General features: G+C 65.8%; 27 protein-coding genes. 17 read left to right on the top strand and 10 right to left on the bottom strand.

From position 1 onward, the window contains the following. Positions 1 to 410: 410 nt before the first annotated feature. The gene (locus Q8S30_RS18180) at positions 411 to 857 is read right to left on the bottom strand and encodes a pseudoazurin (RefSeq protein ID WP_305667436.1); all 447 of its coding nucleotides are present in this window, start codon (positions 855 to 857) and stop codon (positions 411 to 413) included. Between the two features lie 99 nt (positions 858 to 956). On the opposite strand from Q8S30_RS18180, the gene Q8S30_RS18185 reads away from it, so the two are divergent. After that, the gene (locus Q8S30_RS18185; RefSeq protein ID WP_305667437.1) at positions 957 to 1,652 is read left to right on the top strand and encodes a Crp/Fnr family transcriptional regulator; all 696 of its coding nucleotides are present in this window, start codon (positions 957 to 959) and stop codon (positions 1,650 to 1,652) included. Positions 1,653 to 1,655: 3 nt separating this feature from the next. On the opposite strand, the gene Q8S30_RS18190 is transcribed toward Q8S30_RS18185, so the two are convergent. Beyond that, the gene (locus tag Q8S30_RS18190; RefSeq protein WP_305667438.1) at positions 1,656 to 1,910 is read right to left on the bottom strand and encodes a DUF6522 family protein; all 255 of its coding nucleotides are present in this window, start codon (positions 1,908 to 1,910) and stop codon (positions 1,656 to 1,658) included. 55 nt (positions 1,911 to 1,965) lie between these two features. After that, on the bottom strand, positions 1,966 to 3,141 hold the full coding sequence (locus Q8S30_RS18195; RefSeq protein ID WP_305667439.1) for an NnrS family protein: 1,176 nt from the start codon (positions 3,139 to 3,141) through the stop codon (positions 1,966 to 1,968). 165 nt (positions 3,142 to 3,306) lie between these two features. Between Q8S30_RS18195 and Q8S30_RS18200 the strand changes: the two genes are divergently transcribed. Further along, complete coding sequence (locus Q8S30_RS18200; RefSeq protein ID WP_371135550.1) at positions 3,307 to 4,128, top strand: Crp/Fnr family transcriptional regulator; 822 nt, start codon at positions 3,307 to 3,309, stop codon at positions 4,126 to 4,128. Here Q8S30_RS18200 and Q8S30_RS18205 read toward each other — a convergent pair. Next, on the bottom strand, positions 4,047 to 4,253 hold the full coding sequence (locus tag Q8S30_RS18205; RefSeq protein WP_305667440.1) for a hypothetical protein: 207 nt from the start codon (positions 4,251 to 4,253) through the stop codon (positions 4,047 to 4,049). The genes Q8S30_RS18200 and Q8S30_RS18205 overlap by 82 nt on opposite strands. Before the next feature lie 137 nt (positions 4,254 to 4,390). Between Q8S30_RS18205 and Q8S30_RS18210 the strand changes: the two genes are divergently transcribed. The 8 genes from Q8S30_RS18210 to Q8S30_RS18245 all read left to right on the top strand — a co-directional run bounded on the left by Q8S30_RS18210 (position 4,391) and on the right by Q8S30_RS18245 (position 11,763). Next, positions 4,391 to 4,843 (top strand): cytochrome c, encoded by a 453-nt coding sequence (locus Q8S30_RS18210; RefSeq protein WP_305667441.1) that lies wholly within the window; start codon positions 4,391 to 4,393, stop codon positions 4,841 to 4,843. A 10-nt stretch (positions 4,844 to 4,853) separates the two neighbouring features. After that, a complete protein-coding gene (locus tag Q8S30_RS18215; RefSeq protein WP_305667442.1) occupies positions 4,854 to 6,218 on the top strand; it encodes a cbb3-type cytochrome c oxidase subunit I in 1,365 nt (454 codons plus the stop codon). Next, a complete protein-coding gene (locus Q8S30_RS18220; protein WP_305667443.1) occupies positions 6,215 to 7,021 on the top strand; it encodes a CbbQ/NirQ/NorQ/GpvN family protein in 807 nt (268 codons plus the stop codon). Before Q8S30_RS18215 ends, Q8S30_RS18220 begins: the two co-directional genes overlap by 4 nt. A gap of 4 nt (positions 7,022 to 7,025) precedes the next feature. Continuing rightward, positions 7,026 to 8,903 carry a nitric oxide reductase activation protein NorD gene (locus tag Q8S30_RS18225; protein ID WP_305667444.1) on the top strand — a complete coding sequence of 626 codons (1,878 nt, stop codon included), beginning with the start codon at positions 7,026 to 7,028 and terminating at the stop codon, positions 8,901 to 8,903. 1 nt (position 8,904) lies between these two features. After that, positions 8,905 to 9,081, top strand: a complete 177-nt coding sequence (locus tag Q8S30_RS18230; RefSeq protein ID WP_305667445.1) for a hypothetical protein — start codon at positions 8,905 to 8,907, stop codon at positions 9,079 to 9,081. After that, entirely contained in the window at positions 9,078 to 9,290 is a 213-nt protein-coding gene (locus tag Q8S30_RS18235; protein ID WP_305667446.1) for an NnrT protein, read from the top strand. The genes Q8S30_RS18230 and Q8S30_RS18235 overlap by 4 nt, the downstream gene beginning before the upstream one ends. A 245-nt stretch (positions 9,291 to 9,535) precedes the next feature. Beyond that, the gene (locus Q8S30_RS18240) at positions 9,536 to 9,880 is read left to right on the top strand and encodes a hypothetical protein (protein WP_305667447.1); all 345 of its coding nucleotides are present in this window, start codon (positions 9,536 to 9,538) and stop codon (positions 9,878 to 9,880) included. Further along, positions 9,877 to 11,763 (top strand): pyrroloquinoline quinone-dependent dehydrogenase, encoded by a 1,887-nt coding sequence (locus Q8S30_RS18245; RefSeq protein WP_305667448.1) that lies wholly within the window; start codon positions 9,877 to 9,879, stop codon positions 11,761 to 11,763. The genes Q8S30_RS18240 and Q8S30_RS18245 overlap by 4 nt, the downstream gene beginning before the upstream one ends. Positions 11,764 to 12,022: 259 nt before the next feature. On the opposite strand, the gene Q8S30_RS18250 is transcribed toward Q8S30_RS18245, so the two are convergent. The 3 genes from Q8S30_RS18250 to Q8S30_RS18260 form a co-directional block, all read right to left on the bottom strand. Beyond that, positions 12,023 to 13,198 carry a zinc-dependent alcohol dehydrogenase gene (locus Q8S30_RS18250; RefSeq protein ID WP_305667449.1) on the bottom strand — a complete coding sequence of 392 codons (1,176 nt, stop codon included), beginning with the start codon at positions 13,196 to 13,198 and terminating at the stop codon, positions 12,023 to 12,025. Between the two features lie 551 nt (positions 13,199 to 13,749). Next, positions 13,750 to 14,271, bottom strand: coding sequence for a sigma-70 family RNA polymerase sigma factor (locus Q8S30_RS18255; protein WP_305667450.1), 522 nt, complete (start codon positions 14,269 to 14,271; stop codon positions 13,750 to 13,752). Between the two features lie 561 nt (positions 14,272 to 14,832). Continuing rightward, positions 14,833 to 15,066, bottom strand: a complete 234-nt coding sequence (locus tag Q8S30_RS18260; RefSeq protein ID WP_305667451.1) for a hypothetical protein — start codon at positions 15,064 to 15,066, stop codon at positions 14,833 to 14,835. A 179-nt stretch (positions 15,067 to 15,245) separates the two neighbouring features. On the opposite strand from Q8S30_RS18260, the gene Q8S30_RS18265 reads away from it, so the two are divergent. Then, on the top strand, positions 15,246 to 15,974 hold the full coding sequence (locus Q8S30_RS18265) for a Crp/Fnr family transcriptional regulator (protein WP_305667452.1): 729 nt from the start codon (positions 15,246 to 15,248) through the stop codon (positions 15,972 to 15,974). A gap of 62 nt (positions 15,975 to 16,036) precedes the next feature. Here the strand turns inward: Q8S30_RS18265 and Q8S30_RS18270 are convergent, their stop codons facing one another. Together Q8S30_RS18270 and Q8S30_RS18275 are read right to left on the bottom strand one after the other, a co-directional pair. Next, entirely contained in the window at positions 16,037 to 16,384 is a 348-nt protein-coding gene (locus tag Q8S30_RS18270; protein ID WP_305667453.1) for a hypothetical protein, read from the bottom strand. Beyond that, on the bottom strand, positions 16,381 to 17,325 hold the full coding sequence (locus Q8S30_RS18275; protein WP_305667454.1) for a J domain-containing protein: 945 nt from the start codon (positions 17,323 to 17,325) through the stop codon (positions 16,381 to 16,383). The genes Q8S30_RS18270 and Q8S30_RS18275 overlap by 4 nt, the downstream gene beginning before the upstream one ends. 374 nt (positions 17,326 to 17,699) lie before the next feature. Between Q8S30_RS18275 and Q8S30_RS18280 the strand changes: the two genes are divergently transcribed. From Q8S30_RS18280 to Q8S30_RS18290, 3 genes are read left to right on the top strand one after another with little or no spacing between them, the layout of a single operon-like run. Beyond that, positions 17,700 to 18,650, top strand: coding sequence for an efflux RND transporter periplasmic adaptor subunit (locus tag Q8S30_RS18280; protein WP_305667455.1), 951 nt, complete (start codon positions 17,700 to 17,702; stop codon positions 18,648 to 18,650). Next, entirely contained in the window at positions 18,650 to 19,855 is a 1,206-nt protein-coding gene (locus Q8S30_RS18285) for an ABC transporter permease (RefSeq protein ID WP_305667456.1), read from the top strand. Before Q8S30_RS18280 ends, Q8S30_RS18285 begins: the two co-directional genes overlap by 1 nt. Then, entirely contained in the window at positions 19,852 to 20,529 is a 678-nt protein-coding gene (locus Q8S30_RS18290) for an ABC transporter ATP-binding protein (RefSeq protein ID WP_305667457.1), read from the top strand. The genes Q8S30_RS18285 and Q8S30_RS18290 overlap by 4 nt, the downstream gene beginning before the upstream one ends. A gap of 124 nt (positions 20,530 to 20,653) precedes the next feature. Here Q8S30_RS18290 and Q8S30_RS18295 read toward each other — a convergent pair whose 3' ends face one another. Continuing rightward, on the bottom strand, positions 20,654 to 21,049 hold the full coding sequence (locus tag Q8S30_RS18295) for a cupin domain-containing protein (protein WP_305667458.1): 396 nt from the start codon (positions 21,047 to 21,049) through the stop codon (positions 20,654 to 20,656). 489 nt (positions 21,050 to 21,538) lie between these two features. Between Q8S30_RS18295 and istA the strand changes: the two genes are divergently transcribed. The 3 genes from istA to Q8S30_RS18310 all read left to right on the top strand — a co-directional run bounded on the left by istA (position 21,539) and on the right by Q8S30_RS18310 (position 24,890). Further along, complete coding sequence (gene istA / locus Q8S30_RS18300; protein ID WP_305667469.1) at positions 21,539 to 23,020, top strand: IS21 family transposase; 1,482 nt, start codon at positions 21,539 to 21,541, stop codon at positions 23,018 to 23,020. Next, positions 23,017 to 23,829: an IS21-like element helper ATPase IstB gene (gene istB, locus Q8S30_RS18305; protein ID WP_305667459.1), complete on the top strand. Its 813-nt coding sequence runs from the start codon at positions 23,017 to 23,019 to the stop codon at positions 23,827 to 23,829. Before istA ends, istB begins: the two co-directional genes overlap by 4 nt. Before the next feature lie 116 nt (positions 23,830 to 23,945). Further along, positions 23,946 to 24,890: a GGDEF domain-containing protein gene (locus tag Q8S30_RS18310; protein WP_305667460.1), complete on the top strand. Its 945-nt coding sequence runs from the start codon at positions 23,946 to 23,948 to the stop codon at positions 24,888 to 24,890. Positions 24,891 to 24,991 lie beyond the last annotated feature (101 nt).

Raw genomic sequence — 24,991 nt, forward strand, 5'->3', positions numbered from 1 at the left:
ACCCTTGCCTGCGGTGGCTATCACCAACCACATGCTGTGGTCCTACGACGAGCCTGTGAGCAATGCAGCCGGCCGATCCGAGCCCCGCCGTCTTCCTCGCCCTCACCCGCGGGCGGCAGAACAGTTATGTGGTCCATTTCTCCTCGGCCAACACCTCCGTCCCGCGGGTTGCCCGGAGGCGCAAGCCGCAGGGCAAGGGGGGTGCCGCTTGGTTCGGAGGATGCTAAATTCTGATGGAACCGCCTAGTGGGTACGAATGTGCCCGCCCTGAGGGGGGCGGGCACAGCAGAATTTCGTCTTGTCGCCGAAATTCTGCAAGGGAGCGTTGTGAGAGCGTCAGGCCGCAGAATCTCTTCGCAGCGCCGTTTGCGGATTGAATCGCTCCGAACCGCGGGGCGCTTCAGACAAACTTACTCTGCAACCTGCGCGAACAGCGGCTCGAACCGGGCTTTCGCCTTGCCCTTCTGGGTGACAGCCGCGGCCGTTTCCAGATTGACCGGCGTTCCGGACTGGATCAGGGCGACCATGCCCATGCTGTAATGCGGCGTGCACTTCACACCATAAAGGCCCTCGGCGTCGATGGTCAGCACATAGTCCTCGCCCATCTTGCTTTTGAACGCCTCTACGCCCTCGGGCAGCATGTCCTTGATACCCTCGACGTTGTGGCCCTTGTCGGTCGAGATGAAGGTGACGGTGTCGCCGGGGGCGACCTTCACAAAAGCCGGCTCGAAGACCATAGCGCCCTCGGCGCCTTTGTTCAGCATCAGCACATCGACATTGGCGGCATGGGCGGCCGGGGCCAGCAGCAGGGCGGCAAGGCCGGCAGCAAAGGTAGTCGTGATCAGTTTCGGGAACATGGTGCGTCCTTTCCAAGGATGGCAGCGATTGGTGTTGCCCCGGTTCTAGGCTAAGGTCGCGCGCGGCTCGTTGTGCTGCCACAACCTCGGAGGCTGCGTTTGCACAAACTCGACGAAAGCCTGCTGACCGGCCTGCCGCCGTTCCGCAAGCTCGCCCGCCCGCAGATCCGCGAGATCCTCGATGCGGCGCAGGCGCTGCGCTTCGATGCCGGGGTGCCGGTGTTCAGCGAGGGGATGCCGGTGGAGCGGTTCTTCCTGCTGCTGGACGGCCACATAAGGGTGATCCGCACCACGGCGGCAGGGGACCAGATCATCGCGCTGCATATCGCGCCGGGGCAGCTGTTCGGGATCGGTGCGGCGCTTGGCCATACCGCCTATCCGGCGACCGCGATGACGGCGGATGAATGTGTGGTGCTGGCCTGGCCGAACCGGCTCTGGGCCGAGTTCACCGCCCGCCATGACGGCTTTGCCACCGAGACCTACAAGGTCGTGGGCGCCCGCGTAGGCGAGATGAACAACCGGATCGTGGAACTGGCAACGCAGCAGGTGGAACAGCGCATCGCCAATGCCATCCTGCGCCTCGTCACCCAAATGGGCCGCAAGGTCGAGGGCGGGATCGAGATCGGCATCCCGATCACCCGGCAGAACATCTCCGACATGACCGGCACCACGCTGCACACCGTCAGCCGCTTGCTGAGCGCGTGGGAGCGCGAAGGGATCGTGGCTTCCGAACGCCGCAAGATCACCGTGACCGCGCCGCACCGGCTGGTGCTGCTGAGCGGTGCCGAGGGCTGAGGGTCAGCGGCGGTAATCGGCGGTAGAGGTTTGCAGGATGGTGCCGCTGGCATCGACGGTCAGCCGCAGCCGCCGGGTGGCGGAGAAGAACGTCAGGCGAAAGCGCCCGGCATCCTCATCCATGCCCGTCTCGCACTGGCTGGTGACGCCGCCGCTGCGCAGGGCGGCGCGCAGCGCCTCGGGGTCGAGCTGCAGGGCCTTGGCCACCAGCGCCGCATCGACCTCGATCCGGCCGTCTTCAAAGCTGATCGCGCCCATGCCGTGCCTCCATCTCTGACGCGCAGTGTAAAGGTGCCGGGGGTCGGTACAACGGCTATCGCCCGCCGGGCGCCCGCCGCGCCGGATTGGGCTGGCTCAGGATCGGCCCGAACCGCCAGATGAAGAGACCAAACCCCAGCACCCACAGCGTGGCCGCGACCCAGAGGCCCGCGCCCGAGGGCACCACCACCCGAACCACCGCCGCCAGCGCCACACACCCGAAAGCCACCGTCAGCGCCCGCCCCGCCACCAGCTCGCGCGCGGTATGGCCAAGCGAGGCGCGGATCATCACCGACAGTGTCATCCCGCCAATCCCGCCGATGCCCAAGAGGTGCAACCCCGTCACCGCCGGCCAGATCCCGAGCGAGGCCAGCCCCAAGGCGGCCAGCCCCGCAGGGATGAAGGCAAAGGCCAGATGCAGCATCGCCAGCAGCGGCGAGCGCCAGACGCGGATGCCGCGCCACCGCGCCAGCCGCACGGCCTGCAAAGCCCCGGCCAGCAGCAATCCCGCCCCGGACGGCGCCGTCTCCGGCACCGCCACCCAGATCAGCAGCGCCGCCAGCGTCACCGCAAGGCAGGCGGCATCGAAGCGCCCGAACGGCACCGGCAGCGGGCCCGGCCCCTGTTTGGTCAGCCAGTTGCGGGTAAAGCTGGGGATGATCCGCCCGCCGATCAGCGTGATCAGCAGCGTGACCATCGCAAAGCCAAGGCGGCGGCCGATGTCGGCGCTGCCCTGAACCATTGCCTCCAGATGGAAGGTGATGTTTGCGGCCAGATAGAGCAGCACCGGCACCACCACCATCAGGTTCCGCCAGTTCCGGCCGGCCACGATTTCCGTCACCACCATCGCGCCAATGGCGAGAAGGAAGGCGCAATCCACCACCATCACCAGCAGCGGCCAAGGCGCGAAGGCCATTGCCAGCCTCCCGAGGGCCCATAGACCCGCCAGCGCCATCAGCGGCCAGCCCCGCGTCGGCATCCGCCCGGTCCAGTTCGGGATCGCGGTGAACAGGAACCCCGCGATCACGGCCGAGGTATAGCCGAACAGCATTTCATGGATATGCCAGTCCAGCGCCGAGAACGGGCCGGACAGGGTCACATGTCCCGACCACACCGCCATCCACAGCGGGACGATCAGCACCGCGAAGAGGCCCGCGGCAAGGAACAGCGGCCGGAACCCGTAGCTGAACAACGCGGGGCCGGCATAGGGCGGGCGGGTCGGGGTGGGCATGGTCTACAGCTGTCCTTTGTCGTGGTGGAGACGGCGCACGAAGTCCAAGCCACAAGGCGGGACCGGAAACGGACTTACCCCTGATCTGCGTCAGCACCTTGGCCCGGACGGTGCCCCAGGATGAACGTCAGCGTCGTTGTGCTGGCTCAACCTCTGGACAGCCCGATGATCAGGCCCGACATCAACCAGCTTGGCGCAATGCCACCGTTCTGCCGCCTCGATCTGCGGCAATTGCGCGAGATCCTTGCCCTGTCCGATTCGCGGCACCTGACGGGCGGCGCCACGGTCTTTGACGAGGGGCAGCCTGTCCGGCGGTTTCATCTGCTGATGTCCGGCAACATCCGTCTCGTCAGGGTGACGGCCGAAGGCGACCAGATCATCTTGCTCCACATCCAGGCCGGGCAGGTGTTCGGGATCGGGGCCGCGCTTGGGCAGGAGACGTATCACGCATCGGCGATTGCCGCCGGTGACTGCCGCGTCCTCTCATGGCCCAATGCCCTTTGGCCGGGTTTTTCCAGCGCGTATGATGGTTTTGCCGTTGAAACCTTCCGGGCCTTTGGCGCCCGGGCCGATGAGATGAGCAACCGGATCGTCGAGCTGTCGACCCAATTGGTGGAACAGCGCATCGCCTGTGCCTTGCTTCGGATGATCGGCCAATCCGGGCGCAAAGTCGCCGGCGGCATCGAGATCGGCTTTCCGATCACCCGGCAGAATATCGCCGACATGACCGGCACCACATTGCACACCGTCAGCCGGGTGCTGAGCCTTTGGGAGCGGGACGGTGTGGTGAAAAGCACCCGCTGCCTTGTGATCGTGACAGATCCGCACCGCCTTGTGGTGATGAGCGGGGCGGGACTCGGCACCGATGCCGACGATCCGATAATTCAGGCTAAGGCGCAGGCGCTTTACGCCACCGCCGCGGCCAGCGCGGCGCGGAAGGCGTCCTCGTCCAGCGCATATTCGGCGCAGGCATCGATCACCGTGTGAAAAGGTGAGATCGGGCAGCCGAAGCACAGCATCTTGCGCGATATGAACACCGTCGCCGCCTCGGGCCAGCGGTCGAACAGCAGCCGCAGCGGCAGGTCGGGATCGTCGAGCTTGGGGCCGCGCATAATGCCTCCGCCTCGGCCGGGTGGGCCGTGCCGCAGCCTCGCCGCGCAAACGCCCTACGTCGTTGTGCTGGCACAACGTCGCCCGCAGCGGCGCGGGATAGACCGGCCCGATCCGCAACAATCGCCAGGATGACGCCATGTCAGAGATCCTCACGAAGTCACGGGCCCGGAACATCTTCTATGGCGGCTCGCTGTTCTTCATCGTCGTGTTCATCGCCATGACGGTCCATTCCCACCGCTATGTGGTGAACGTCTCCACCGCCGGCATGCCGTTGTCGCCCGAGGTGATCCTTGGCAAGCATGTCTGGGAGCGGCACAGCTGCATCAACTGCCACACCCTGCATGGCGAGGGCGCCTATTTCGCGCCAGAGCTTGGCAATGTCATGACCCGCTGGGGCGTGCAGGATGATCCGGAAACCGCGTACGAGACGCTGGATGGCTGGATGGCTGCACAGCCAAGCGGCATCGAAGGGCGGCGCCAGATGCCGTTCTTCGAGATCACCCCCGAAGAGATGCGCGGTCTGGCAGAGTTTCTGCGCTGGGCCGATCAGACCGACACCCAAGGCTGGCCGCCGACGGATGCGGGCTAGGAGAGAGCACATGAAATACCAATCGCAAAAGGTCGCCTACGCCTACTTCCTGGTGGCGATGGGGCTGTTCGGCATTCAGGTCATCGGCGGGCTGATGGCCGGCTGGATCTATGTCTGGCCCAACACCCTGTCCGAATTGCTGCCCTTCAACATCATCCGCATGATCCACACCAATGCGTTGATCGTCTGGCTGCTGCTGGGGTTCTTCGGGGCTGCCTATTTCCTTGTGCCCGAGGAGGCAGAGCGGGAGATCTGGTCGGTCAAGCTGGCCTATCTGCAGCTGATCATCCTGGTGGTCGGCACCCTTGGGGCCGTCGGTGGCTACCTCGTCGGCATCCATGGAGGGCGGGAGTTTCTGGAGCAGCCGCTCTGGGTCAAGTTCGGCATCCTCGTCGCCGCGGTGATCTTCTTGATCAACATCTCGATGACCGTGCTGGCCGGGCGCAAGACGGCGATCACCGGCGTGCTGCTGACCGGGCTGTGGCTGTTGTCGCTGCTGTGGATCTTCGCCTTCGTCAACCCTAACAACCTTAGCCTCGACAAGATGTATTGGTGGTTCGTCGTCCACCTGTGGGTCGAAGGCACATGGGAGCTGGTGATGGCTGCGATCCTCGCCTTCCTGATGCTGAAGCTGACGGGTGTCGACCGCGAGGTGGTGGAGAAGTGGCTCTATGTCATCGTCGCCACCGCGCTATTCTCGGGCATCCTCGGCACCGGGCACCACTTCTACTGGATCGGCCTTCCAGGCTACTGGCAGTGGACCGGCTCGATCTTCTCGGCCTTCGAGGTGGTGCCGTTCTTCGCGATGATGTCCTTTGCGTTCATCATGGTCTGGAAGGGCCGCCGCAACCATCCCAACAAGGCGGCGCTTCTGTGGGCGCTTGGATCTGCCACTGTCGCGTTCTTCGGGGCAGGCGTCTGGGGTTTCCTCCATACCTTCCACGGCGTGAACTTCTACACCCACGGCACCCAGATCACCGCGGCGCATGGCCACCTGTCCTTCTACGGCGCCTATGTCGCGATGAACCTTGCCATCATCACCTATGCGATGCCGCTGCTGCGGGGCAGGGCGCCTTATAATCAGGTGCTGAACATGATCTCGTTCTGGCTGATGACCGGCGGCATGGCGTTCATGACCTTCGTGCTGACATTTGCCGGCACGATCCAGACCCATATGCAGCGCATCGTCGGCGACTATTACATGGATGTGCAGGACCAGCTGGCCCTGTTCTACATGATGCGTCTTGGCGCTGGCGTCTGCGTGGTGCTGGGGGCGCTGCTGTTCATCTACAGCCAGGTCGTGGTGCGGCGTGAGGTGATCACGCCGAACACCATGCCCAAGCCTGACGGACAGGCAGAGGGAGAGACCGTATGAACGCGCTCGCCCCGGACCGCGCCGACCGCACGGCGCCCTACTACCGCCCCGTTGCGCAGGAATGCGCGCTGTTCGAGGCGGCCCATGCCAAAGGTCTTCCCCTTCTTCTGAAGGGGCCGACCGGCTGCGGCAAGACCCGGTTCGTGGAGCATATGGCGGCCCGTCTCGGCCGCCCCCTCTACACCGTCGCCTGCCACGATGACCTCTCCGCCGCCGACCTGATCGGCCGCTACCTGCTGCGCGGCGGCGAGACGGAATGGGTGGATGGCCCGCTGACCCGCGCCGTGCGGGAAGGGGCGATCTGCTACCTCGATGAGGTGATTGAGGCGCGCAAGGACGTGACGGTGGTGCTGCATCCGCTCACCGACAACCGCCGCACCCTGATGATCGACCGCACCGGCGAGGAGTTGCTGGCCCCGCCGGGCTTCATGCTGGTGGCCAGCTACAACCCAGGCTACCAGAACATCCTCAAGCGCCTGAAGCCTTCGACCCGGCAGCGCTTCCTGTCGATCACCTTCGGCTTTCCCGATGCGGCGACCGAAGTGACCGTGGTGGCGCGCGAAAGCGGGCTCGATGCGGCGCGGGTTGCCCCGCTGGTGCGGCTGGCGGGGATGATCCGCGCGCTGTCGGGCATGGATCTGGAGGAGGGCGTGTCCACCCGCCTGCTGATCTACGCCGCCAGCCTGATTGCCGGGGGGATGCCGATCGAGCGCGCCCTGCAGGCCGCCGTGGTCGAGCCGCTGACCGATGAGCCCGACGTGGCGCAGGCCCTGCGCGACCTCATCGCCAGCGTCTACGGGTAGCGCCATGGCCCTGCACCCGATGGACCTGATGGAGCCCGAGGAGACGATGGGCAACCTCTGGCACGGGCTCGCCCTGCGGCTGGCGCCGGTGACGGGCCATCAGGGCAGCGCCGTCACGCTGGAGACCATGCGCCCCAGCGTCACGCTGCTGTTCCGCGCGCTTGGCGGCGTGCCGGGGGTCGAGGTTGCGGCCAGCCCCGGCACCGCCTCGCGCCACCGCCGCGGGCTTGGTGCGCATCTCGCCGAGGCCCGGGTGCTGGAGCATGTCGCCCGTTTCGACGGCGCCAGCCTGCGCCTGCCGCCGGTGATGGACGCGTTCCCGACGGTAGAGCTGAACCGCGCCGCCTATCTGTGGCTGGCCGCGCTGGCGGCCCTCTCGCCGCCCTGCGCCGCGCCCGCTGACCCCTTGGCTGCCGACATTGCGCATCTGGCGGCAATGCACCGGGCTTCGACCCGGGTCCTGCTGCTCTGCCCCGGCCTGCGCGCGCCCCATGCCGTGATGTGCGCGCATCTGGTCGCCGCGCCCCTGACTGCCGCCTCCCCGGCCGAACGCCGGGTGGCCGATCTTGCGCGCGCCGTGCTCGCGGGCGAGGCGCTGCCGCCGCAAGACACAGCCCCCGCCCCGCGCGGCTATGCTCCGCTGGCACCGTTGCCGATCTGGCTGCGACTGGATGAGCACGGTGCCGGGGCGAGTGCCGCGCAAGATGGCGATGCGATCAGCGCCCCTCCCGGCCTTGCCTCTGCCACCCGCAAGCAGGCGATGCGCGAGGATAACGAGCAGGCCAACCGCACCGACAGTTTCATCATGCACCGCTTCGAATCCATCTTCTCATGGGTCGAGAGCATGGGGCTGAACCGTGCCACCGATGATGACGATCTGGAAAACGCCCAGAAGGCGGCCGAGGATCAGGACCACATCGCCCTGACCCGCCACCACAAGCGCGCCGCGACCCGTCTGCGCCTGCATCTGGACCTTGCGCCGCAAGATGCGGACCATGAACGGCTGTCGGACCGCTTCACCTACCCCGAATGGAACCACCGCGCCCGCGGCTACATGCCGGACCACACCCGCGTGCTGGAGGCGGATGGTGCCCCGGGCGAGAGCTTCGCCCCCGATCCCCGCCTGATGGCCCGCGTGCGCCAGCAGTTCCAGGCGCTGCGCCCCCGCCGCATCCTGATGCCCCGGCAGGTGGACGGGGCGGAACTGGACCTTGACGCGCTGATCGCCGCGCGCGTCACGCTGCGCGCCAGCGGGCAGGCGAGCGACCGTATCTTCCGCGACCTGCGGCAGGTGGAGCGCGACCTGTCGGTGGCGATCCTGATGGATTGCTCGCGCTCCACCGAATCCGTCGTGGGCACGCGCAGCATCATCGACACGATGCGCGAGGCGCTGGCGGCGCTGGCGGGCGGCATCGACGCCGCGGGGGACCGGCTGGCTATATGGGGCTTTTCCTCGCTGCGCCGCGACCGGGTGTTCCTGACCCGCTGCAAGGGGTTCGAGGGGCGGGTGACGCCCGAGGTGACTGCCCGCATTGGCGGGCTGCATCCCGGCCACTATACACGGCTGGGGGCGGCGATCCGCCATGCCTCAACCCAGCTTGCCGCCGAGCCCTCGGCCCGCAAGCTGCTGCTGGTGCTGACCGATGGCAAGCCCAACGACCTCGACCATTACGAGGGCATCCACGGCATCGAAGACAGCCACATGGCGGTGCGCGAGGCGCGCCGCGCGGGGCAGGCGGTCCATGCCGTGATCGTCGATGCCGACGGGCAGGACTGGTTCGCCCGCATCTTCGGCCGCGCCGGCTTCACCCTGCTGCCCGACCCCGCGCGGCTTGGCCGTGCCCTTCCCGACATCTACCGTTCGCTGACACAGGAGACCTGACATGCGCCTTCCCCTCTGCCTTGCCGCCATCCTCGCCCCGACCATAGCCTTTGCCGAGGCCTTCCAGCGTCCGATCCCGCAGCCGCAGACCGCGCAGGCCGAGATCAGCTATTTCGCCGCCTCGGTACTGCTGCTGATGGCCTTGGTCGCCGTGCAATGGCTGATCAGCCGCAAATGACCCAAGTGCGCCTGACCCTTATCCTCTACCCGTTCGGGGCCGGGGCCATGGCGGTCAATCTGTTCTTCGCCTCGCTGATCGCATCGTGGGTCGGCTGGCCGGTTCTGACGCCCGTGCAGTCCGTCATCGGCGGCGCGGCACTGGGCATCCCCGCCACATGGGCTTTCGCCGGCCATATCCGGCGGCTGATGGAAAAGGCCGACGCCTGAAAAAGCAGGATGGACCGTGTTCGCGGCGTCTTTCCTTGCGCTTGCAGGGGTGCCCTTCGTGTCCCGGATCGGTGGCCTTCGGGCACTCATAGCGCCAAATTGGGTCGCAGGCAGTAATTTGCGGCGTATGACGGGATTTCGAAGTCCCACATATCAGCAAGCTCCGTGAATATTCTGGTTTAGGTCCAAAGGCTGAAGTCGACCCTAAACCAGGAACAATTCGACGTGACCGCCGTTTGGTTGCCATGAACAAATTGAATGCAATCCCCCTGTTTCCGGCCCTCGTCGGCGTTGCTATCGCGACCGTTGCGCTTGTGGCGCCGTTCGGAAACACCGGCGTCGACGGAACCCTCGGGGCGGCCCTCGCCCTTCTCGGCAGCGTCTTCGTCGCCTCGGTCATCGTGGTCGTCCTGATGCGACCCTTGCCGCGCAGCTGGTTCGTCAGCCTTGTGACGCTTGCCATGATCGCGGTGCTGCTGACCGCCCTCGCGGCCTATTTCCTGATGCAAACGCTCCTGCTGGCGGCGATGGTCGTCACGCTTATGGCCCTGGCATTCGTCCTTTCCAGCCAACGCAGGAGGTTTTCATGACCGCTCGCATCTTGCCGGCCGCCCTGACCCTCCTCACCGCCTCGGCTGCCCATGCGCAGCAGGACAGCTGGACGGCGTTCCACGGCGATCTGGCCTCCACCAAATTCTCCCACGCCGGCACCATTACCCCCGAGACCGTGGGCAATCTGGAGCGGGCCTGGGACTATCGCACCGGCGATGTCGCCGATGGGTCCGGAGACCTGCCAGAGACAGTATGGTCGGCCACGCCCATCTATGCAAACGGCACCCTCTATCTCGGCACACCCTTCTACCGCATCGTCGCCCTCAACCCTGCGACCGGGGCGGAACGCTGGACCTACGACAGCGAGTCACGGCTGGAGGCGCTGACCCAGCCGGCCCTGAAGAACCGCGGCGTCGCCTATTGGGAAAGCGGTCAGTCGGGCATCTGCGAAAAGCGGGTCTTTCTGGGCACGATGGATGCCGAACTGCACGCGGTCGACGCCGATACCGGCCAACGCTGCGCAGGTTTCGCCGAAGGCGGCGTGCTGAACGTCAACCAGTGGAACGACGTCAACGACGTCTTTCCCTTCTCGCTTCTCCAGCCGCCTCTGGTCGTAGGGGACGTGCTGCTGCTGGGTTGGGCGGGGAAGGACTGGGAATATGCCGTCGCGCCGCCCGGCAACCTGCTGGCCATCGATGCGCGGACGGGTGAGCTGCTTTGGGATACCGGCTTCATCCCGCCCGAGATGATCCCGAAGACCGGCACCGCGAATATCTGGACGGCGATGACGGCCGATCCCGAGCTTGGGCTTGTCTATGCACCGGTCTCGTCCCCGAGCCCGAACTACTGGGGCGGGGACCGGACCGAACCGCTGCCGCTGGCCACGTCGGTGACCGCGCTGGATATTGCCTCGGGCGAGGTCGTCTGGACCTTCCAGCATGTGCGCCACGACATCTGGGATTACGACACGCCCTCGGCCCCGACGCTGGTCGATATCACGCGCGATGGTCAGACCATCCCGGCGCTGGTGCAGGCGACCAAGCAGGGCTTCTTGTTCGTCCTCGACCGCCGGACAGGTGAGCCGCTGTTTCCCATCGAGGAGCGCCCGGTGCCGGAAAGCACCGCAGAAGGCGAGGTCACGGCCCCTACGCAGCCCTTCGCGATGACCCCCGCACCCGTCGGTGGCGCGCTGGAACTGCCTGAGGTGTGGCCCCTTGCCGATATCGTCGGTTTCGGACAATGCTCGCGCGACCGCGAGAAGTATCTCTATCAGGGCATCTACACCCCGCCTTCCGAACAGGGGACGCTGATGTTTCCCGGCACGGCAGGCGCCACGAACTGGGGCGGGGTCGCGGTCGATCCGCGCAGCGGCATCCTCTACAGCAATGCCTCGCGCATCGTGCAGCTGATCCAGCTGATCCCGCGCGCCGAGTATGACGCGCTGGACCCGGCAGGGGGCGGCAATGAAGAGGGCTACTCGCCGCAGCTTGGCTCCCCCTACGGCATCTACCTCACCGATTGGAGCAATTGGGCAGGGATCCCGTGCTGGAAGCCGCCGTTCGGCACCTTCTCGGCGATCGACCTTGCGACGGGGGAGCTGCTGTATGAGGTGCCCTTCGGCAAGGCGCAGTTCCACGGCTTCTACGGGGTGTCCGACTGGGGCTCGCCGACCCTTGGGGGGCCGGTGGTGACGGCAGGCGGCGTGGTCTTCATCGGCGCCTCGATGGATGCCCGCGTGCGCGCGCTGGACGCGGCGACCGGCGAAGAGCTGTGGTCGGACCTGGTCGAGGCTCCGGCCGTGTCGATCCCCGCCGTCTTCACGCATGAGGGCGAGGATTACGTAGTCTTCGCCGTGGGCGGCAACTCGATCCTGAAGCCCGAGGTTTCGGATCAGGCAGTCGCCTATCGCCTGCGGCGGTAGCGCGGGAGCCGGTCGCCCAGTTCGGTTCGCCACCCGGCCCAAGACGAGCATTCAAGGCTACAACGGATGAGGAACAGCCCGGCCGCTCACGCGTGCCGGGCTGAAGTCTGTGGATCATGCAACGCGCCTTTGTCAGGCTCCTGCGAAATCGGCCGCCTGGCGCGGATTGTCCTGCCCTCCGAATGGAAGTTCTCGGACCTTCAACCCGCCCGGGGGCAGGCAAGTCCCCGGACTGGTCCGTGTCGCGGCTTGGGCCGCCTCAGCTGCCCGGGCGCAGGACGACCTTGATGACGCCATCCTCCTTGTCGCGGAATTTCTTGTACATTTCGGGGGCTTCCTCCAGCGAGGTGGTATTCGTCACCACGAAGCTCGGGTCGATCTCTCCCGCCTCGATCTTCTCCAGCAGCGGCTTGGTATAGGCCTGCACATGGGTTTGGCCCATCTTGAAGGTCAGGCCCTTGTTCATCGCGGCGCCAATGGGCAGCTTGTCCCCCATCCCGACATAGACGCCGGGGATTGAGATGGTGCCGCCCTTGCGGCAGCTGAAGATCGCCTCGCGCAGGACATGCACCCGGTCGGTCGCCAGCCCCACCGCCGCCTTGGCCCGGTCGAGCACGGCATCGGCGGCGCCGTGGCCCGCAGCCTCGCAGCCGACGGCGTCGATGCAGCTGTCCGGGCCGCGACCCTTGGTGCGGACCATCAGCTCGTCGTAGACATCAAGCTCCGAGAAATCGATGGTCTCGGCCCCGCCCGCCGCGGCCATGGCCAGCCGCTCGGGCACCTCGTCAATCGCGATGACCCGGCCCGCGCCCATCATCAGCGCCGAGCGGATGGCGAACTGACCGACAGGGCCGCAGCCCCAGACCGCGACGGTGTCCCCCGGCTCGATTTGCGCGTTCACCGCCGCCATGTAGCCGGTGGGGAAGATGTCCGACAGGAACAGCGCCTGCTCGTCCGTCACGCTGTCCGGCACCTTGATCGGCCCGACATCGGCCATCGGCACGCGCAGGTATTCGGCCTGTCCGCCGCTATAACCACCCAGCATGTGGCTGAAGCCGAACAGGCCCGCCGGCGAATGGCCCATCGCCTTGATGGCTATTTCCGCATTCGGATTGGTCCGGTCACACAGCGAGAACAGGCCCTTCTGGCAGAACCAGCATTGGCCGCAGCTGATGGTGAAGGGCACCACGACCCGGTCGCCGATCTTGAGGTTCGTGACCTCAGACCCAAGCGCGACCACCTCGCCCATGTTCTCATGGCCCAGGATGTCACCACTTTCCATCGTCGGCTGGTAGCCGTCCAGCAAATGCAGGTCCGACCCGCAGATGGCGCAGGCGGTGATCTTGATCACGGCGTCGCGGGGATGCTCGATTGTCGGGTCGGGCACGGTGTCAACGCGAACGTCGCCTTTCCCATGCCAGCACAGCGCGCGCATCTAGCGGGTCCCGCCGGAATGGGGCCCGAAGGCGCGAGGCGGAAGCAGGTGGTTGGAATAGGACATTGATCGTCTCCTGATAGAGAGGTTGAGGCGCGGCGAACGCCCGGCTGCGTCTGTCCCGGCACAAGCGCGCTCGCCGGACAGGCGGCTTTTCGGTGCGCTTGAAACCGGTGGATCGGCCTTCTGTTCCAGAAACTTCTGGCGTGGCATCTCGTGGCCTCCTGGGTGCAGGTTCGGGGATGGGGATTGCGGCCCTGACCGCCCCGGTGCGGCGTGACCGCGCCGGTGACACCTTGCGATTGCGTGCCCAGCACCAGAACCAGGGGCTGGCCGCGCTGGAAGAACCGGGGGGACGGAAAACGTGTTCGCGATCCCGAACAGCTTCCTGGCGACCGAAGAGAGCTCCGAGCTCAGCTATGCCTATCTGGGTTTCCACAAGTATGGCGGCGAACGGGCGCCGGGCCGCTGGTCCGAAGCACCTCGATGGACGGGAACGATGCGTTCAGCGCCCACCCGATGGGGCCGCTTGGCGAGGTGCCGAACCTTGGCTAAACGCCGTGATCGCCCAGATCCTGCCGCACCATCCCGCGGGCCCGGTTCACCCGGCTCTTGATGGTGCCAATCGTGCAGCCAAAGATGCCCGCCGCCGTTTCGTAGCTTTCCCCCAGCATCACCACCAGCACCAGGGTCTCGCGGTAATGCACCGGCAGGCGCGAGACGGCGGCCATCAGCTCATTGCCGCGCACCGACCATTCCTGCGTCGGCTGCGAGACGAGCGTTCCTGAGATGCAGTCAGCCCCGCCCGTCACCTCGCGTTGGGCCCGGCCGGCGCGGGTGTAGAAGGTGTTGCGCATGATGGTGAAAAGCCAGGCCCGGAGATGCGTTCCCGGTTGGAAGCGGTGCAGGTTCGCCAGCGCCTTGCACAGTGTTTCTTGCACCAGATCGTCGGCGTCCACGCTGTTCCGGGTCAGCGCCCGCGCATAGGCGCGCAGTGGCGGGATCAGGGAGACGACGTCACAGGTGATGTGGTCCTCGGTCACGGTCTGGGCGTGGGGAACGGGACCGCTCACGGTGTCTATCCTTCGGGGAGGCTTGGGAAGATACCAGCCAACGCGCCGACGAGCGGGGGGTTCCCCTTACTCCCGCAGCCTCACCCCTTCCGGCGCACTTCGAGGGCCCGGCTCAGCTCCTCGGCCAAGTCGCGGATCCGCTCGGGAACGTCTTCTGCGCGCACCTCTGACATTAGCGCCTCAAGCGCGGAGTCGAGCTGTGTCTGGCTGTCCTCGGACCCTGTTTTGCAACCTGCAGGGATGCCGGGAATGTGCTGGGTCTCGTCCGAAGTCACGTCATGGGCCGCCTTGGTTCGCACCAAATCTTCGCTATACTACCCGTCGGGCGCTGCCAAGATCACATTGAGGCGACAGGGTTCGCGGTCTGGCTAGACCCAGTCACCTGATGTCGATGCTCTGACGGCGAACGCGCCGCGAATACCCCCATTTACCCGTCGATGCGAGGAATCTATGGCAACCACATGCAAGTTACAGATGTCGATGGCGCCCCCCTGCTCTGGACCTTGCGATGGCGCGACAGACCTACGGCGATGGCCGTGATTATTGGGTCCGGGCCGACCTTCAGCGCCGGCGAACAAGATGTCCGCCTGTCCGGATCGCTTTAATCAAGGCGACCACCCCCGCATGCATTTCGGCGCTGGCTTCGTCCGAAGCATACTCATGTGCGGCCGCTGCATCCATGAGGATCCCGGCAATTTCGTTCTCTGGCAGGATATTTCGATCGCTCAGCGCAAGTAGCAACGACTCGCAGATTGATAGGGCGGCAGTTCCGGCAATGTCACAGGATGCGGGCATGATTGGCTTTCCTCTCCAGCCGCGCGGGGATAGTTCGCGAGAGCGCCGCCCGGCGTCGGCAGGTTGATAGATTGCACCTCAACTGATACGTTGATTTAATCAGGATCAGCGTCGGGCGCAATTTTTCCGGCTAGGCGCGATCGAACGCTTCAAGCGCCCGATCACGGCTGGAAACCAAAATGCTGAACCCCGAGGACCCACTTTCCCTAAAGCTTGCTGCCTTCGTCACCTTGTCCAGCGCGGAACATCAGGCTCTTGCGCGCCTTCGCCGGCGCCGTCGCACGTTTGCGGCCAAGCGGGAGATAATTCTTGAAGGGCAGCGAAGCCTGTCCGCTTTTATCGTTGAATCAGGTTGGGCATGTTCTTTCAAGCTGCTCCCCGAAGGCGAGCGACAGATCGTGGACTTCCATGTCCCTGGTGACGTTCTGGGTCTCCGAAGTATCTTGCTTCGCAGGTCGGATCATAGCGTCGAAGCCGTGACGCCGGTCAAGGCGTCCGAGGTTCTTATTCCAGATCTTCTTGCCTGCTTTTCTCAGGCGCCACGCATTGCAACCGCTGTTCTATGGGCGGCGGCCCGGGACGAAGCGACGGTTGTGGAACACCTTGTCGACCTTGGCCGGCGCTCCGCGGAGGCGCGCGTCGCCCACTACCTCCTCGAATTGGGAGCGCGCTTGAAGCTGGTGGGAAAAGGAGATGACACGGGCTTTGGCTGTCCGCTCAAGCAGCATTACCTTGCCGATGCCTTGGGTCTCAGTCCGGTGCATGTGAACCGTGTCCTGCGGCGCCTGCGCGAAGACGGATTGGTCACTTTCCAGAACGAACTCGTCAGCTTCAATGACTTCGAAAGGCTCAAGGATCTGGCTGGGTTCATCCCAGACTATCTGGATCAGGACGGGCCGTTGCTATAGCGGGCGACCCCGCTCCGGCAGAAAAAGCGCAGCGGCGTTGCGTCGAGAGCGGCCACAAACCATCATCTGTGGTTTTCGACAAGAACCGATCCGATCCGGGCGCGTATGTCGGGTGGCTCAGCCTCCACAGCCCGCGCAATCGCCAATAGCTCCTGGCGTGTAGCATGAAGCTGATCAATCAGCGCGATGACAACAGCGAGTGCGTCTTCACCCAGGTCGAGATCGCTGGTCAGATCACAAAGCAGTTGCACGCGCGCGAAGTCGACCCGGCGGAACACAGGGGGCGAACCGCGGTCATCATCCCGGCGCAGTGGAACGATCAACTCGGTCTCGATGAACGCGACCAGGCGGGTACGGGTCAGCCCCGGAATGGCTGCAAGCACTTCATCCTCGGTAAGATGGTCGGTCATGATGCGGCCTCGTTCAGCAGTTCCGCGCGTGGGTCGTGGGAATGGGTCTTGCGCCATTCGGTCAGAAAATCGCGCAGGGTATCATCGATCACAGGGGGGGAGACGATCGTCAGTTCCACAAGCTGATCGCCCGCAATCTTGCCCCCCGAACCGGCCACGCCGCGCCCGCGCAGGCGCAGAACCCGGCCGGAGCTTACACCTTTGGGAATGGTCAGGCTCACGGGCCCCGAGATGGTCGGTGCCGTGACCTTTGCCCCAAGAACCGCCTCGTCAATGGTGATGGGCAGGGTCACCACGATATCGTCGCCCTCTCGCTGGAAGACCGGATGCGGGCGCACCGAGAGGGTGATGAGTACGTCACCCGGTCCACCGCCGCCCTGGCCCGGCCCGCCCTTGCCGCGCAGGCGCAGGGTCTGGCCGTCATGCGCCCCCTGCGGTATCCGCACCGCGAGGTTATCTCCGCCGGGCAAGGTGATGCGCATCTCGCCGCCACGCACGGCGTCGAGAAATGGCACTTCAAGCGCGTATCGAAGGTCGGGGCCGGGTGCGGCGAAACCGCGGCTGCCAAACCCTTCGGCGCCCTGGCGCGTTCGCTGGCGCAGGATCTCGGCGAAGATGTCGGCTGGATCGCCATGTGTTTCAAAGCCATGCCGCTGTTGGTAGGGGTTGCCCCCAGCTTCGGCAAAGTCGCGGTAGTATTGGCGCTGCGGCCGCTCCGTGCCCGTGGCATCAATCTCACCCGCGTCGAAACGGGCCCGGGTTTCGGGATCCTTCAGCAGATCATACGCGGCGGAGATAGCCTTGAACCGCGCCTCGGCTCCGGCGTCATCGGGGTGCAGATCAGGGTGGCTGGTGCGCGCCAGCTTGCGGTAGGCTTTCTTGATGTCGTCCGGTGTGGCCGATTTGGCCAAGCCGAGTGCGGCATAGGGATCGAGAGTCATCCGTGAAGTTCCCCTCTCCGGCAGGAGCCCAGTCCAACTCATCTCACGGCGGCGCCGGCTCGGTCCCTGATTCAGATCAGCGCGTGACGAAAAGTGACATGGTATCAGCGACGCGTCCGGGCGATTTCACGGGCTTGGAGCGGGAAATGGCAACTCCGGAACAACAAAAGGAGTTAGGCGGGTCTCAAGCGGCCGGGACCATTCCCCCCGCGACCCACGAACCTCGTTTGCCCGCAGTGCGTCCGTCCTCTGGGACCCCTATCCCCAAGCCATCGCGGCGCGTCTGGGTCTGGGCCGTTGGCTTCGCTCTTGCTGGCGGGGCGGGTCTGGGCCTGTATTTCCAGCCTTGGGTCACCGGCCCGGTTGCCGTTGCGGTGGAAACCGCTGCATTGGCGCCGGTCACGCGGGTTCTGGCGGTTAATGGCAGGATCGCCGCGGCTCATTCTGTGGATGTGCGGGCTTTGGTCGGCGGCAGCCTTGCGGATGTGTCCGTGGCCGAAGGCGACAACGTGCAAGCGGGCGTGGATATCGCCCGGATCGACGCGGGCACGCAACAGGCCGTGTTGCGGCAGGCTGTGGCGGGGCTGGATGCCGCCTTGGTGGCCGCAGCGCAGGCAAAGGACAGCTTTGCACGGGCCGAAGCTCTTGGGGCCAATGTGGCAAGGACCGCTCTGGACACAGCCGCGCGCGCCCTTCAATCTGCAGAGCAGGAGGTGGCGCGGGCCACCGCCGTCGTCGATCAGGCGCAGGTGCAGCTCGAATACTCCACCATCCGCGCGCCCATGACGGGCACGGTGCTTGATCTGAATGTCGATCCTGGCCAGAGCATCGACTCCTCCACCGTGCTGATGACGATTGCGGACCTGGGCCAACTGGTGGTCGAGACGGATGTGGACGAAGCCTATGCCACCCAGATCCGCGTGGGCCTGCCGGCCGTGTTGCAACTGGCGGGCGAGACGATCCCGCGCGATGGACGTGTCAGCTATGTCTCGCAGCGGGTTGACGCGGCAACCGGGGGCCTCGCCGTCGAGCTGCTCTTCGACGCGCCTGTAAGTGCGCCGGTTGGCCTGACCGTGACCATCAACATCATCGTCGACAGCCGGGACGCGGCCCTGACCGCGCCCCGCGCGGCCATCCAGACCGGCGATGGCGGCGACGCGGTGTTCGTGGTCAGCGACGGCAAGGCGCAACGCCGTCCGGTCTCGGTGATCGAATGGCCTGCCGCCCGGTTGGTGGTGACCGAGGGTCTGACGCCGGGCGATGTGCTGATCCTCGACGCGTCCGGCATCACCGAAGGGCAGGCCGTGCGCGTGGAGGCGCCCTGATGCTCTACGCGCTCAAGATCGCCGCACGCTACCTGACGGCCAGCAAGGCCCAGACCGCGCTTCTGGTGCTGGGGGTGGCGGTGGGGGTGTTCATCTTCATCTTCATGTCGGCGCTGATCGGGGGGCTGGCGGAGTTCATCCTGTCGCGCACCGTGGGCGATCTCAGCCATGTGACGATCGAGGCCGAGGATCCTGACCCTGCGATCCTGATCCACCCGGGGGGCCAGGTTCTGGCCGTCATTGAACGCGGCCGCGCCCGCACCGCCTCGCTGTCCGAGGCCGCGACCTTCATCCCGCTGATCGAGACGGTGCCGGGGGTGATCGCCGTCTCGCCGCAGATCACCGGCGCGGGGTTTCTGGCGCGCGGGGCGCAGGTGGCGCAGGTCAGCGTGACCGGGCTGGAGCCGGGGCGCGAGTCCGACATCCTCGATCTCGATGGCTACATGACCCAAGGCTCGGTGCGCCTTGGCTCGGGTCTGATCGTGCTGGGGGAGGCGCTGGCCGAGGATATGTCGCTGCGGCTGGGGCAGACGGTGCGGCTGCAATCCTCGACCGGGGTGTCGGCGGTGCTGACGCTCAGCGGGCTCTACGACACCGGCAACGGGCTGATCGACGGCAGCAGCATTTATGTCAGCCTGTCCACCGCGCGCACGCTCTTCGCGCTGCCGCAAGGGGTCACGCGGATCGAGATCAAGCTGCGCGACCTGAACGATGCCGATGCCGCAGCGCTGCGCATCGCGGCGCTGACGGGGCTGGATGCCGAGCCCTGGACCGAGGGCGCCGAACAGCTGCTGGAGGCGCTGGACGCGCAGGCGCAGACAGGGGTCTTCCTCAAATCCTTCGCGCTGATCACCATCGTGATCGGCGTCGCCTCGGCGCTGCTGCTGTCCACCTATCGCCGCCGCCCCGAGATCGGGATCATGCGGGCGATGGGGGCAGGCAGGGGGTTCGTGGTGTTCGTCTTCGTCACGCAAGGCGCGCTGGTCGGGCTGATGGGCGGCGTCACTGGCGCCGCGCTTGGCTATCTGGCGCTATTGCCGTTTCCGTCCCGCGAGGATTTCGAGGTCGGCACCCTGCCCATGGACATCACCCAAGGCTCCTACGGTCTTGCCATCACCCTGACGGTGATCGGCGCCATCCTCGCCTCGATCCTGCCCGCCCGGTCGGCGGCACGGGTCGATCCGGTCACGGCGATTGGCCAATGACAGCGCTGCTGGAAGTGTCAGAGCTGGTCAAAACCTTCGGAACAGGCGAGGCCGAGACCCGCGTGTTGCGCGGCCTGTCGCTGGTGCTGGCGGTGGGCGAGATGGCGGCGCTGCTCGGGCCGTCCGGGTCAGGCAAGAGCACGCTTCTGACGATCCTTGGCACGCTGATGAAGCCGACCTCGGGGCGCTATGCCATGCTGGGGCAGGATCTGGTCAGTGCAGATGACACCGAGCTGACCGAGTTCCGCAACCGCCATATCGGCTTCGTCTTTCAGTTCCACAACCTGCTGCCCGATTTCACTGCGCTGGAAAACGTGGTGTTCCCGACAGCCGTGCGCGAGGGGCGCGAAACCGCCGCCGCCCGGGCACGCGGGCGCGAACTCCTGACGCGGATGGGGCTGGAGGCGCGGATCGACTTCCCCTCGGCCAACCTGTCGGGCGGACAAAAGCAGCGGGTCGCGGTGGCGCGCGCGCTGATGAACCGCCCCGAACTGGTGCTGGCGGATGAGCCGACCGGCAACCTCGACCGCGCCTCGGCCATGCAGGTCATGGACCTGATCGCCGAGATCAACCGGGACGAGGGCACGACCTTCCTGATCTCGACCCATGACGAGAAGATAGCGGGCCTGTGCCGCCGGCAGATCGTGGTGGGCGACGGGGTTGTGACGGGTTGACGGGCGCGGGCGGGGGTGGCCGTCTAGGCCGGCCGGATCGGCTTGGCCGGGGGTGATGCCGGAGGGCAACAACCAGACAAGCTGGTTATTGTGGCGCGCGACCCCAGAGCCGTCGCCTGCCGCCCTACTCGGACGTAACGCCGTCGAACACCTCGTGCGAGGCTTCTGCCTGCGATTTCGTCGCCTGGACCAGCGCGTCGATGTGGTTCGGTGGGCCGTAGATCGTATAGAGCCGCAGGGGCTCGTCGCCGGTGTTGGTCAGGTTGTGGACGGCCCCGGCGGGCACGACAATGCCGTCGCCCTCCTTGAACTCGCGGGTCACGCCGTCGATCACGACCGTGCCTTTGCCCGTTTCGATGCGAAAGAACTGGTCATGGGTCGCGTGGGTCTCCGTGCCGATGTCCTCGCCGGGTGTCAGGGTCATCAGGACGAGTTGCAGGTGTTGGCCGGTATACAGCACATTCCGGAAGTCGGTGTTTGCTTCGGTCAGATGTACGATGTCGGCGAGATAGCCCTTCATGGCGGCGTCCTTGCTGGAAAGCGGAGGATAGACGGGAAGTCGGCCACCTCCGATGATCCACAGTGCACCCGTCCCCGATCCCGTGCATTGATGCAGGTTGGTCTGGCCCTCCTCGGTTTCCGCACCGGACCAAACAGGTTCGGCGGCAATGCCCTGCTTTGGTGCGGCGAACCTATGAGGGCCGAAAAGAGCCCATGTTGCACGTAACCCAAACGCGTCTTCAGCAGTTGGTCCAGTGACGTGGTGTCGGAGAGGGGCATAAAGTGCGGCGCGACAAACAGGATGAGAACTGAGCGACAATCAGGATGAGACTGGCGCGCGGGGCGTCGACTGAAGGGAGGGCGTAGCCCGATCGGAAGTCGACGCCCCGCGCGCTGCGGCCAAACTTCCGGTCCGGAAGTCGGGGTGATCGCGGTCGGATGGGCTATTCTGGTGCTTTTCTCTGTCTGGAGGAGCCCCTTGCCCGGCCGCCATGTGACCGATCACCAGATGAGGCTCTTCATGAAGCACCGCCTGACCCACCCGATCCCCGTCGCCGCTGCGCGTGCGGGGTTCAGCGTCGCCACCGGCTACCGCCTTGCCGAGGACACGCGACCTCCCTCCGAGAAGCATGGGACCCGCGGGCGGCGGCGCCCCGATCCGCTGGCCGAGGTCTTCGAAGCAGAGGTCGTGCCGATGCTGCAGGCCAACCCCGGCCTGAGACCCGTTGCCCTCCTCGAGGAACTGCTGCGCCGGCATCCGGAACTTGGCCATGGGATCCGCCGGACGCTCGAGCGGCGCGTCCGCCAGTGGCGTGCCCTGAACGGGCCGGATCGCGAGGTCATCTTCCGCCAGACCCACGAGCCAGGCCGAATGGGTCTTTCCGACTTCACTGACATGGCTGGGCTTGGCATCACGGTGGCGGGCACGCCGCTGCCGCACCGGCTCTACCATTTCCGGCTGGTCTTCAGTGGCTTCGAGCATGCCCTGGTCGTGTTGCAGGGTGAGAGCTTCGTGGCGCTGGCCGCCGGCCTTCAGGACGCGCTTTGGACCCTCGGGGGCGCACCACGCGAGCACAGGACCGACAGCCTCTCGGCGGCATTCAAAAACCTTGCGCCTGAGGTCGAGGATGACTGGACCCGCCGCTACTCGGCACTGTGCGATCACTACGGCATGGCTGCCAGCCGCAACAATCGCGGCGTTGCGCACGAGAACGGCGCGATCGAGGGGCCGCACGGCCACCTGAAGCGCCGGGTCGAGGATGCCCTGCTGCTCCGCACCTCTCGCGACTTCGGCACAGTCGATGCCTACCGCGCCTTCATCGACACGCTGGTCGGGCGGCACAACGCCCGCAACCGCAAGCGCATCGATGCCGAGCGGGCGGCGCTGCGGCCCCTGCCGGCGCGGCGGGCCGAAGATGGCGAGGACACTATGGTCACGGTCACCTCATCGGGCGGCTTCATGCTGAGGCGGGTCTTCTACAGCGTCCCCTCGCGCCTCATCGGCCACCGGCTCCGGGTGCGCCTGCACGACGACCGGCTCGAAGTGTTCCTCGGCGGCACGCTCCTGATGACCCTGGCGCGCGGCCGCGGCTATGGCGACAACCGCCGCGCTCATGTCGTGGACTATCGCCACGTCATCCACTCCCTCCGGGCCAAACCGGGGGCGCTGCCCGGTCTAGTCTACCGCGACCAGCTCTTTCCGCGGCAGGCCTATCGTCGTCTCTACGAAGTCGCGATGGAGGCTTTGCCCGAAAGGGCCGCGTGCAAACTCGTGGTGGGTGCGTTGGCAATTGCCCATGAACGTGCCTGCGAGGCCGACCTTGCCTCCCTGATCGACGCCTGCCTCGATGCGGGAGCGCTCCCGGACCTGGCCGAGCTTCGCACTCGCTTCGCGCCTGACCCCGAAGCCCTGCCGCAGGTCACGGTGCAGATGGCCCCGCTCAGCGCCTATGACGCCCTGACCACCTCCTGCGGGGAGGCCCGGGCATGACCGCGAGCGAACCCATCGACGAGGCCCGCCTCGGACTGATCCTCGGCGAGCTGCGTCTGCCCACCATCAAGTACATATGGCCAGCCTTCGCCGGGCGCGCCGACAAGGAGGGCTGGCCCGCCGCACGTTTCCTTGCGGCCCTCGCCGAACACGAGATTGCTGAGCGCGCCCGGCGCCGCATCGAGCGACACCTGACCGAGGCGCATCTTCCGCCGGGCAAAACCCTCGATGGCTTCGACTTCGACGCCGTGCCGATGCTGTCCAAGGCTCAGATCATGGCGATGGTCGCCGGCGACAGTTGGCTTGAGAAGGGCGACAATCTTCTCGTGTTCGGGCCGCCCGGCGGCGGCAAGAGCCATCTCGCGGCGGCCATCGGACTGGGCCTGATCGAGAACGGCTGGCGCGTGCTCTTCGCCCGCACCACCGACCTCGTCCAGCGCCTGCAGGTCGCGCGCCGGGAACTGGCCTTGGAGCAGGCCATCGCCAAGCTCGACAAATACCACCTGCTGATCCTCGATGACCTCGCCTACGTCACCAAAGATCAGGCCGAGACCAGTGCGCTCTTCGAACTGATCAGCGCACGGTATGAGCGCCGCTCCATCCTGATCACCGCCAATCAGCCATTCGGCGAATGGAACAGGATCTTCCCCGATCCGGCGATGACGCTCGCCGCCGTGGACCGGCTGGTCCACCACGCGACCATCATTGAACTGAACGTGGAGAGCTACAGGCGACGCACCGCAATTGAGCGGAAGAAGGGACCTGGCCGCCCGCCAACCCGCGCGACAATCAAGAACACCCCTGATTGACGCTCCGCGACAATCAGGATGCGAAACCACTTGATCGCTGATCGCCATGCGGCCATCCTGAACCCGCCGCGACAACCACGACTCTCATCCTGATTGTCGCGCTCTTCTCACCCAGATTGTCGCGCCACAATAAAGTGACAAGACTCGGCACGGCAGACGGCGAGGCTTGGCGAGAGGATGTCGTTGATCTCTTGATGCAGTCTCCGGATCTGGTTGCACTTTATGACGGCGATGATCGACTGCAGGCGGCCAATCCCGCCTACCGCGACGCCTACCATTGTGATCCCGCCGAACACCTGTGCTGGCGCGAGATCATGCGGGTCAACTTCGAACACAAGCGTGGTCCCATCATAGAGACCGGGGACATTGATGGCTGGCTGACGATCGCCATGGCCCGTCGTGGCACAGTTCCCTACAGATCTTTCGAGGCGGGTTTGTATGGCAGAGGGTGGATCTGGATCACAGAGACGGTCTGTCCGGAAGGGCGCATGCTGTTCCGTGCCACGGACATCTCGGGGCTCCGGACCGAGGGGCGGATGCTGCGCCTCGAACGTGACGCGGCGCGGCGCGAATCCTGGACGGATGCTCTGACCGGAGTTCCCAACCGCCGCTACCTCATGGCTCGGCTTGAGGAGTGGCATCAGAAGCAGTGCGCTCACCCGGACCTCGGCACCCACTGTCTGGCTGTGGTGGATCTGGATCATTTCAAACAGGTGAACGATCGCTACGGCCATAGCTGTGGCGATGCGGTGTTGATCTCGTTCTGCCGGGACGTGGTGGGGGGGATCCGGTCCCAGGATCTGTTCGGCCGCATCGGCGGAGAGGAGTTCCTTGTCCTGATGCCCAATTGCCCGCTGGAGGTCGCACGTGAGCGATTGGGATCACTGCAGCAGAAACTCGATCAATCGGGGCCTATCGCGGACCATCCGTCATTCCGCTACAGCTTCTCGGCTGGGCTGGTCAGGATCGACCCGGACGAGGACATCCATAACGCGATCCGGCGGGCCGACAAATGCCTCTATGATGCCAAAGCCGCCGGCCGCGCCCGTGTGAATGAGTGACGCCTGTCCCCCGCGGGGGATCGAAAGTGGCGAAGGTTCTGCAGGATATCGCCAAGGACGGCGATGTCATTCGGTGGGGGAAGCCGTCACAGCGGCCTGCA

Origin of the sequence: Frigidibacter sp., from assembly GCF_030695035.1 — a bacterium.
Lineage (GTDB): Bacteria > Pseudomonadota > Alphaproteobacteria > Rhodobacterales > Rhodobacteraceae > Frigidibacter.

Coding starts and splice junctions, on each gene's coding strand:
- Q8S30_RS18180 (WP_305667436.1), bottom strand. CDS start 857: ATGTTCCCGAAACTGATCACGACTACCTTTGCTGCCGGCCTTGCCGCC.
- Q8S30_RS18295 (WP_305667458.1), bottom strand. CDS start 21,049: ATGAAGGGCTATCTCGCCGACATCGTACATCTGACCGAAGCAAACACC.
- Q8S30_RS18205 (WP_305667440.1), bottom strand. CDS start 4,253: ATGCGCGGCCCCAAGCTCGACGATCCCGACCTGCCGCTGCGGCTGCTG.
- Q8S30_RS18235 (WP_305667446.1), top strand. CDS start 9,078: ATGACCCAAGTGCGCCTGACCCTTATCCTCTACCCGTTCGGGGCCGGG.
- Q8S30_RS18285 (WP_305667456.1), top strand. CDS start 18,650: ATGCTCTACGCGCTCAAGATCGCCGCACGCTACCTGACGGCCAGCAAG.
- istB (WP_305667459.1), top strand. CDS start 23,017: ATGACCGCGAGCGAACCCATCGACGAGGCCCGCCTCGGACTGATCCTC.
- Q8S30_RS18215 (WP_305667442.1), top strand. CDS start 4,854: ATGAAATACCAATCGCAAAAGGTCGCCTACGCCTACTTCCTGGTGGCG.
- Q8S30_RS18200 (WP_371135550.1), top strand. CDS start 3,307: ATGATCAGGCCCGACATCAACCAGCTTGGCGCAATGCCACCGTTCTGC.
- Q8S30_RS18210 (WP_305667441.1), top strand. CDS start 4,391: ATGTCAGAGATCCTCACGAAGTCACGGGCCCGGAACATCTTCTATGGC.
- Q8S30_RS18230 (WP_305667445.1), top strand. CDS start 8,905: ATGCGCCTTCCCCTCTGCCTTGCCGCCATCCTCGCCCCGACCATAGCC.
- Q8S30_RS18275 (WP_305667454.1), bottom strand. CDS start 17,325: ATGACTCTCGATCCCTATGCCGCACTCGGCTTGGCCAAATCGGCCACA.
- Q8S30_RS18190 (WP_305667438.1), bottom strand. CDS start 1,910: ATGGGCGCGATCAGCTTTGAAGACGGCCGGATCGAGGTCGATGCGGCG.
- Q8S30_RS18195 (WP_305667439.1), bottom strand. CDS start 3,141: ATGCCCACCCCGACCCGCCCGCCCTATGCCGGCCCCGCGTTGTTCAGC.
- Q8S30_RS18260 (WP_305667451.1), bottom strand. CDS start 15,066: ATGCCCGCATCCTGTGACATTGCCGGAACTGCCGCCCTATCAATCTGC.
- Q8S30_RS18245 (WP_305667448.1), top strand. CDS start 9,877: ATGACCGCTCGCATCTTGCCGGCCGCCCTGACCCTCCTCACCGCCTCG.
- Q8S30_RS18220 (WP_305667443.1), top strand. CDS start 6,215: ATGAACGCGCTCGCCCCGGACCGCGCCGACCGCACGGCGCCCTACTAC.
- Q8S30_RS18270 (WP_305667453.1), bottom strand. CDS start 16,384: ATGACCGACCATCTTACCGAGGATGAAGTGCTTGCAGCCATTCCGGGG.
- Q8S30_RS18240 (WP_305667447.1), top strand. CDS start 9,536: ATGAACAAATTGAATGCAATCCCCCTGTTTCCGGCCCTCGTCGGCGTT.
- Q8S30_RS18290 (WP_305667457.1), top strand. CDS start 19,852: ATGACAGCGCTGCTGGAAGTGTCAGAGCTGGTCAAAACCTTCGGAACA.
- Q8S30_RS18265 (WP_305667452.1), top strand. CDS start 15,246: ATGCTGAACCCCGAGGACCCACTTTCCCTAAAGCTTGCTGCCTTCGTC.
- istA (WP_305667469.1), top strand. CDS start 21,539: ATGAGGCTCTTCATGAAGCACCGCCTGACCCACCCGATCCCCGTCGCC.
- Q8S30_RS18250 (WP_305667449.1), bottom strand. CDS start 13,198: ATGCGCGCGCTGTGCTGGCATGGGAAAGGCGACGTTCGCGTTGACACC.
- Q8S30_RS18225 (WP_305667444.1), top strand. CDS start 7,026: ATGGCCCTGCACCCGATGGACCTGATGGAGCCCGAGGAGACGATGGGC.